Below are 344 nucleotides of genomic sequence, written 5' to 3' on the forward strand. Positions count from 1 at the left end.
ACCATGAGCAGCTGGATAGACAAATCAGCCTCACTCTTCGCGCCATTAGTTGAACGGCTTAAAGCCGAGCTGTTAAGGCAACCCACGCTGTTTGCCGATGAAACGCCATTGAAAGTGGTGAAATCCGATAAAGTGAACAGTTATATGTGGGTGTATTGTTCAGGTCGAGATTCACCAGACCCGAATAATCCTATCCCTAATATCGTGCTTTACGACTTCCACAATAGTCGCGCGGCCGCCTGCGTGGTTAATTATCTTGATGGATATCAAGGGTATTTACACGTGGATGGTTATCAGGCCTATGCCAAAACAGAGGCAACCTTAATCGGCTGTTGGGCTCATGC

At 47.4% G+C, this 344-nt stretch carries 1 protein-coding gene; it reads left to right on the top strand.

Translation table 11 applies throughout. From position 1 onward, the window contains the following. Window positions 1-344 (top strand): IS66 family transposase (locus AAEY99_RS21270; RefSeq protein ID WP_351011956.1); only part of this gene is annotated, 344 nt, incomplete at both ends.

The sequence above is a fragment of the Shewanella sp. S1-58-MNA-CIBAN-0166 genome, assembly GCF_040310085.1.
In the GTDB taxonomy this organism is placed as follows: Bacteria; Pseudomonadota; Gammaproteobacteria; order Enterobacterales; family Shewanellaceae; genus Shewanella.